The organism is Candidatus Glassbacteria bacterium (assembly GCA_019456185.1).
In the GTDB taxonomy this organism is placed as follows: domain Bacteria; phylum Gemmatimonadota; class Glassbacteria; order GWA2-58-10; family GWA2-58-10; genus JAJRTS01.
Genome location: VRUH01000101.1, coordinates 1 through 6,078 on the forward strand (window position 1 = coordinate 1; position 6,078 = coordinate 6,078).

The window sequence follows — 6,078 nt, forward strand, 5'->3', positions numbered from 1 at the left end:
TCCAGGCGCCAGACTTTGGCAACGCCAGGAAATTGGCGGACGTCACATCGCAGGCCGGGATGGTATGCTGAATTGGTTTCTCGTTCACCACCGCACCCCGCGCTTGATCCAGTCCACAGCCTGTTCGGTCAGGTAGCGGATTTGGGTTTTCAACCGGTGGCGGTACCAGATGCGCCGCCAGGCTTCTCCGCCCCATGCGACAAGGCCCATCTCAAGGATCGTTCCGCGTTCGGAATCAAGCTTCATGGCTCTGTTCATGGCTTTTCTCCCTTGATAGCGGGCCGGGCAGGCTTGCCCGTCCCGCCCTGGCCGGTGGATGGCTGCCAGGCTTCGCAACGCTGGCAATGCCGCCAAAATTTGACTTCTTCCGGCGAATTCGACGGGACCGGCCGGGTGCTGTACGCCGCGCAACGCGCGGCATGGATTTCCCGCCCCAGCCACGGGCATTCCACCGTTCCCAGGGCCGCCAGCACCTTCGCCGCGACGTTCTCCAGGTTCCCCTCGTACTTCCCGTGCATGATCAGATTGACCGTGGCCGGGGAGTACCCGATCCGTGCGGCGGCCCTGGCTTGGCTTGTATCCGCCACCTCGCGCTTCAACAGTTCTAGCCACATGGGAAGTCCTCCCCCTTGATAGCGGGCCGGGCAGGCTTGCCCGTCCCGCCCTGGCCGTTGCGGTCGCGCACTGTTTTGCCGTCCCGCATCAGCAGCGGGTGGAGCGGCCCGGTGTCCCGGAGGAGCGCCCAGCGGGATACCGGCTTCCAGTTCGATGCTGCCTGCGGCCCGTTCTTGAGGCGCTTCAGGTATCCGGCCCGCTCGAGGGCCAGCAGGTAGCGGCGCGCCCCGCGCGCGGCGCTCGTTTCGTTTTCCTGGGCCGCGATCTCAACCAAGTCTGTCACGGAAAACTTGCGGGCCATCCGTGCCGCCTTCCAGACCCGCTCCCGCAAACTTCCCCGCCGAGGGCGCCTCTTCGATCCATCATGGAGGCCCGAGCGCACCCGGCCCCCGGACTTGAAGCACTCAATCCCTGCTTTGGTGATCCGGTAGTGGCCCCTGTCCGGTTTCTCTGCCAGGCCCCGCCGCACAAGCACCGACAGGGACTGGCAGACTCGGGATTTGGACCGCTCGACAAACCGGGCCGCGTCTTCCAGGGAGACGCTCTTTTCGCTATCGAGGCGGAGTTTATACAAAAGTTTTTCGGCCAGGGGGATCATTTCTTCCCGTTTCTATTGACCAGGCCAGGGCGCATAGCCCGCCAGTCGTGGATGAGTTCAAGGCCCCGCAGGTCGGCCAGCTTGACTTCCTTCCAGCCGTTGCGCCGGGCAATGTTTTCCACCAGGGCGATTCCGTTGAGGACGCTACGAATCTTCCCTTTCGAGAGGCGGTGCAGTTCGGCCACCAGGTCTTCCGCCATCGCGACTTCGGCCTTTTCCTTCACGCACAGGGCGGTGTCTTCCGGCGTGGCGGGCTCGAACTTCACCCGGCGGGCGATGCGCGATGAGATTTGTTCGTGCCGGTCCAGGCGGCGGCCGATGCCCTCCATCCCGATCAGAATCAGAGGAAATTCCAGCAGGTCGGAAAGGTCCCGGAAGGTTTCCAGCACTTTGGAGTCGTGGAGCGTGTGCTCCACTTCATCCAGCACCACGGCCGGGGGCGTCTCATCCCGGGCCATCAAAGCGAGGGCGTCATTGAATAAATCGGAGTTGAACCTTGAGGGACTCCCTCCCAATTCGGTGATGAGATTCGCCAAGGCCCTGTTGGGTGTCCAGGTCGTTTTGGCGCGGAGGTAGATCGCGCCTTGTTGCACGGCCCACCAGCGGGCCACCATCGTCTTGCCCAGGCCGGGCTTGCCCTCAACGAGCATCAGGCAGGCTTCCGCCGCGCCCCGCTTTTCCACTTCGGTGATTCCGGCCAGGAACCGTTCGACGTTTGACGTTTTGGCAAATACCGTGGTACGCATTGAATTCGACCTCCAAATCAAGGTTGTGGAAAGCCGCCCGGCGCTCGAACGCCTGGCGGTTTTTTTTCGCCTACATCGCGGCTTCCGTGCCGCCGTCCCCCGGCCCGAACAGCAGCCGGTATTCATCGCTCCCCTTGTAATCCTCGACCCACTCCCGGTCAGCCCCGGTCACTTCGGCCTTGTTGGTCCGCAGCCAGCGGAACTTGTCCGCGTCCGAGAAGAACACGGGCCTGTTATTGGCTAGCTCATTGACCGGCGCGGATTCCGGGGCCGGTGGGCTGGCGGTCTCCAGTTCGGCCAGCTTCGCGGCGGCGGCTTCCCGCTCGGCCGGGCTGACCGGCGTGGGCTCGGTTTCGGCCACTTTCCCGGCTTCGGCTTCCACTTCCGCCAGCTTGGTTTCCAGGCGGCGGCGGCGGGTTTTGGTCCGGGTGTCCCGGGCCTGTTCGATCATGGATTTGGGGAAGTACCCGGCTTTGTTGGCCCCGGCTTCGGCGGTGTAGATCAACGCGCCCTCCAGGTCGTGCACCCATACCCGGGCCGGGTCCCACACGTCGTACCCCACCAGCGCATCGCACCCGTGGTATTCGGCGAGTTCTTGCGAGAAGTAGATACCCCCGAACATGCGCACTTCGCCGCGCAGGATTTTGCGTTCCACCTGCGGGCGGAAAAGGGAATCCGGGTCTTCGGGGAACGCAGGCGCCCATCCTTGGGCGATATGGCCGTCCCAGGCCTCCTGCGGGGATTGAAAGCGGCGCTTCCCGGTCTCCGGATCGGTGATCTTGGCAAGGCCGGAATGGGGGTGATTATTGTTGTACTCCCACACTTCGCGGTCGATCAGCTTGCAGAACGCTTCCCAAGGCAATAACCATTCGCCGGTGGCGCGGGTGCGCTTGAACGCCACCTGCTTCGCCTCCGGGTCCATCTTCTTCCCCATGTAGGTGGGGAGCTTCTTGGCGGCCCTCACCCAAATCGTTTGATGGCCGCGCTCGGCCAGACCCCGGGCCTGGGAGTTGTACGGAATGGAGTGGGTAATGGTGGTGCCCATCCGGGCCAGCAACCCGGAAGCCTGATGCTTGAGAAGATCGTTTTTATACCCCGGGCCACGATCCACATAGAAAATCGCGGGAATTCCCTCGCGCACGGAGGCATGGCGGAGAGCATCCAGGGTGGCCAGGGCAGATTCGGCCAGGGTGCATGACCAGCCCACGGCCTTGCGGGTAGCGACGTCGATAACGAGGGTGATCTCCGGGCGGAAGGGCTTGCCGTGAATGGGGTGGGCGACTTCGGCATCAAACGTGTGCCCGTCCGCCGAGTAGCAATCGCCCGGGGACATTTCCGAGGTATCGCGCCGCACAAAGGGCCGGATCGACTTCAACTCGCGTGGCCCCATCCGCCCCCGCCGCTGGTAGACCTCCCCCAACCGGGCCAGGAAACCCCGGGCCTGGGTATAGGTGGGAGCCTTGACGCCCTCGGCCAAGACGCCCGAGGCCGACAATGCTTTCAGGGCGGCTTTCAGAGACGGCTTTTGCGGTTGCCGGTGCACCTTGAGCAGGGCCATCCCCCAGGGTGGGAACGCCGCCCGTTCGGTGGGCTTGGGGGCCAGGGCCGACACCCCTCCCTTCAGGGCCGCCCGCCAGCGCTTGATGGTGCGGGAGGATAGGGTGCGCTTGCCGCTCCCGCCGCCCTTGGCGTTGGCCACCGTAACCAGGCGCTGCAGGTGATCGGGAAGGGCGCCTTCCCTGGCGCGGCTTACCACTTCCTTGATGGCCTTCTCGATCCCCAGCCAAGCGGCCAGGTCTTCCACCTGGCGCAGAATGGCCGCCCGCGCATCCATGCGCTCCTTCTGCCAATCCTTTAGCGGGGCGGCCTGTTTCTGGACAACCGCCGGGGGCGGGGCCTCGACGACCCCGGGCAATTCCAATTGATTGAGCTTGCGGGTAATGATGGCGTTGAACGTGACCTCGGGAAGGGACTTGACGCTGTATTCCCGGCCGCCTCCCCGCCCCTTGCGGGGGCGGGATTTCCAGTTTTCTTTCTCGGCTCGTTTCAAGACACCTACCTTTGATGTGGGAAGACCCGGCAGACCGGCAAGTTCCACCGCGCTCATCCACTCATTCACTTCGCCCCCCCGAAATTCGCCGGTTTGAAATTCCCACTTTCCTGCAGGTACTTCTTCAGGCTTTTCTTTCGGCTTCGGATTTCAACCTCCATTTGTTCGAGCGTCCCCAAATCGGCGATCAGAGCCTCGGCCCCGATCAAGGTCCGGCAACCTCTCAAATCGTTATGAAGGTGGGTGAGAAAGTAGCTTCCGGTGGCGACTTCCAGAGGGAGTGCGAACTGGAATGGGAATCGGTGGTATCTCCGCGATTCGGCCGTCCATGCGTTCAACATAAACAGGGTGATTTCACTGCCCGTGTACTCGGACATCAGACCGGCGATTTCCTCTCGGCTTTTTCCGCTGGTGGATATCGCTGTATTCACGGCTTCCCTCACCTTGGATTCGATCCCGAGTGCTCCCGGCGCGGCTTCTGGCCCGGCTGGGAATTCAAACCGCATTTGTTCTTTAGCGCTCATGCTTCCTTGGAGGTTAGGTAACCGGGGCTTCGGCATCCCGCCTTCACCCCGGTAAGGTTCCCGGCCCTCCATGCGCCAGGACGATATGTCTAACCAGCCGCAGTCACTTTGCCGGTATCCACCTCGTCTCCCGGTGTGGTATTGCTTTGCGTATATTTATTTTTCCGGCCGTCCGGGTATCGCTCCGGCCAAATATCTTCCGGAACCAAGCCCAACTTGGAGGCGATGATGAACTCCATCTTCGGGTACGGCTTCACCTTGGCGACCTTGGGCGCATTCCGGCCCACACCGGCTTCGGCGGCGAGAGCGGAGAAAGAAGATTTGCGGCGTTGGAGTTGGTATTTGATCCACGCCCACCGCTCTTCATTTTCTTTTGGAATTATGTCTATTGCGTTCATGGGAATATACATACCGAAAACGTATACGCAAGGCAATAAAAATTCCAAAAATAATTGAATCGGAACAAATAGGGAAAATATGAGGAAAAATGTGCGCGCCTGCCTATATTCCCGGTTTACAGTTTGAACCGGGAATGAACATGCCGGAATTCGTTGCGGACCGGCATGATTTGTGGCCTTCGAGCTGGTTTACACTTTGTGGATTCGGAGTTTACTGTTGGATAAGGAAAACCGTAAACAATTCGCGGAACGGCTGTCCCAGGCTATCAAAGAAGTAGGAGGTGTGGTTCGGGCCGCCGATTTAACGGGCGTAAAGGACCGTACCATTCGGAAGTGGCTTCATGCAGAATCTGACCCGGACCGTGAGTATGTTGTCCGAATAGCGAAGGCCGCAGGCTATTCAATCGCTTGGCTTGCGGCCGGGGAGGGGGATAAATCAGGGGACGCAATGACCCGTTTAGAACACGGTATTATGGAAGTGCCGGAGTTGGATATTGAGTTGTCGGCGGGGGACGGTTCCATAAAGGACGCCGAAAATATAATTGGCGTAAGGCCATTCCGGGAAAGTGATATCAGGGCGATTACCAATAATCCCGATAACTTGGTTATGGTGAAAGTTCGCGGGGAATCTATGCACCCTACATTTTATCCAGGCGATGAGGTTTTAGTTGATATGTCGGCCCCTGTGCCCATCGATGATGGAATCTACGCAATCCGGCAGGATCACACCCTCAAGATTAAGCGTATTCAACACTTCCAAGGCGGGCGTATAAAGATCATATCCGATAACCCTGCCTACGAGTCTATTTTACTGGCTTTGGATGAGGCCGTTGATTTTGCATTGATTGGGCGCGTAATCTGGGGCGCCAGGCGCTATTAGCCTGTGCCAAATGGCGGCCCTTTTCCGGGCTTTCGCGCCGTTCCGTGCCAAATGTGAAAATTCCGGCCCGGTCCCGCCAAACCCCGGTATATCCCGCTTCTTCCCGGATTATTGCCCTCTCCCCCGTGTGCCAAACCCCAGGTAAATTCACAGTATTGCTGATTGTCGGGCCGGGCAGGCTTGCCCGTCCCTTTATCGTCGAAATCCTTTCGGGAGACCCTGCCATGGCCCGCGTGCCCTATCTGGAACCGGAAGACGCCACTGGAA

General features: G+C 60.5%; 7 protein-coding genes. 1 reads left to right on the top strand and 6 read right to left on the bottom strand.

The annotated features are described in order from the left end of the window. Nucleotides 1–254: 254 nt before the first annotated feature. From FVQ81_17915 to FVQ81_17940, 6 genes are all read right to left on the bottom strand, one after another. A complete protein-coding gene (locus FVQ81_17915; GenBank protein MBW7998408.1) occupies nt 255–614 on the bottom strand; it encodes a helix-turn-helix transcriptional regulator in 360 nt (119 codons plus the stop codon). After that, nucleotides 605–1,213 carry a hypothetical protein gene (locus tag FVQ81_17920; GenBank protein ID MBW7998409.1) on the bottom strand — a complete coding sequence of 203 codons (609 nt, stop codon included), beginning with the start codon at nt 1,211–1,213 and terminating at the stop codon, nt 605–607. The genes FVQ81_17915 and FVQ81_17920 overlap by 10 nt, the downstream gene beginning before the upstream one ends. Next, a complete protein-coding gene (locus FVQ81_17925) occupies nt 1,210–2,085 on the bottom strand; it encodes an ATP-binding protein (GenBank protein ID MBW7998410.1) in 876 nt (291 codons plus the stop codon). Before FVQ81_17925 ends, FVQ81_17920 begins: the two co-directional genes overlap by 4 nt. Further along, complete coding sequence (locus tag FVQ81_17930) at nt 2,030–4,078, bottom strand: DDE-type integrase/transposase/recombinase (protein MBW7998411.1); 2,049 nt, start codon at nt 4,076–4,078, stop codon at nt 2,030–2,032. The genes FVQ81_17925 and FVQ81_17930 overlap by 56 nt, the downstream gene beginning before the upstream one ends. Beyond that, nucleotides 4,075–4,533 (bottom strand): hypothetical protein, encoded by a 459-nt coding sequence (locus FVQ81_17935; protein ID MBW7998412.1) that lies wholly within the window; start codon nt 4,531–4,533, stop codon nt 4,075–4,077. The genes FVQ81_17930 and FVQ81_17935 overlap by 4 nt, the downstream gene beginning before the upstream one ends. A gap of 89 nt (nt 4,534–4,622) precedes the next feature. After that, nucleotides 4,623–4,943 carry a nucleotide excision repair protein gene (locus tag FVQ81_17940; protein MBW7998413.1) on the bottom strand — a complete coding sequence of 107 codons (321 nt, stop codon included), beginning with the start codon at nt 4,941–4,943 and terminating at the stop codon, nt 4,623–4,625. A 160-nt stretch (nt 4,944–5,103) separates the two neighbouring features. On the opposite strand from FVQ81_17940, the gene FVQ81_17945 reads away from it, so the two are divergent. Next, nucleotides 5,104–5,811, top strand: coding sequence for a helix-turn-helix transcriptional regulator (locus tag FVQ81_17945; protein ID MBW7998414.1), 708 nt, complete (start codon nt 5,104–5,106; stop codon nt 5,809–5,811). Nucleotides 5,812–6,078: the final 267 nt, after the last annotated feature.

Coding starts and splice junctions, on each gene's coding strand:
- FVQ81_17915 (MBW7998408.1), bottom strand. CDS start 614: ATGTGGCTAGAACTGTTGAAGCGCGAGGTGGCGGATACAAGCCAAGCC.
- FVQ81_17920 (MBW7998409.1), bottom strand. CDS start 1,213: ATGATCCCCCTGGCCGAAAAACTTTTGTATAAACTCCGCCTCGATAGC.
- FVQ81_17925 (MBW7998410.1), bottom strand. CDS start 2,085: ATGAATACCGGCTGCTGTTCGGGCCGGGGGACGGCGGCACGGAAGCCG.
- FVQ81_17935 (MBW7998412.1), bottom strand. CDS start 4,533: ATGAGCGCTAAAGAACAAATGCGGTTTGAATTCCCAGCCGGGCCAGAA.
- FVQ81_17940 (MBW7998413.1), bottom strand. CDS start 4,943: ATGTATATTCCCATGAACGCAATAGACATAATTCCAAAAGAAAATGAA.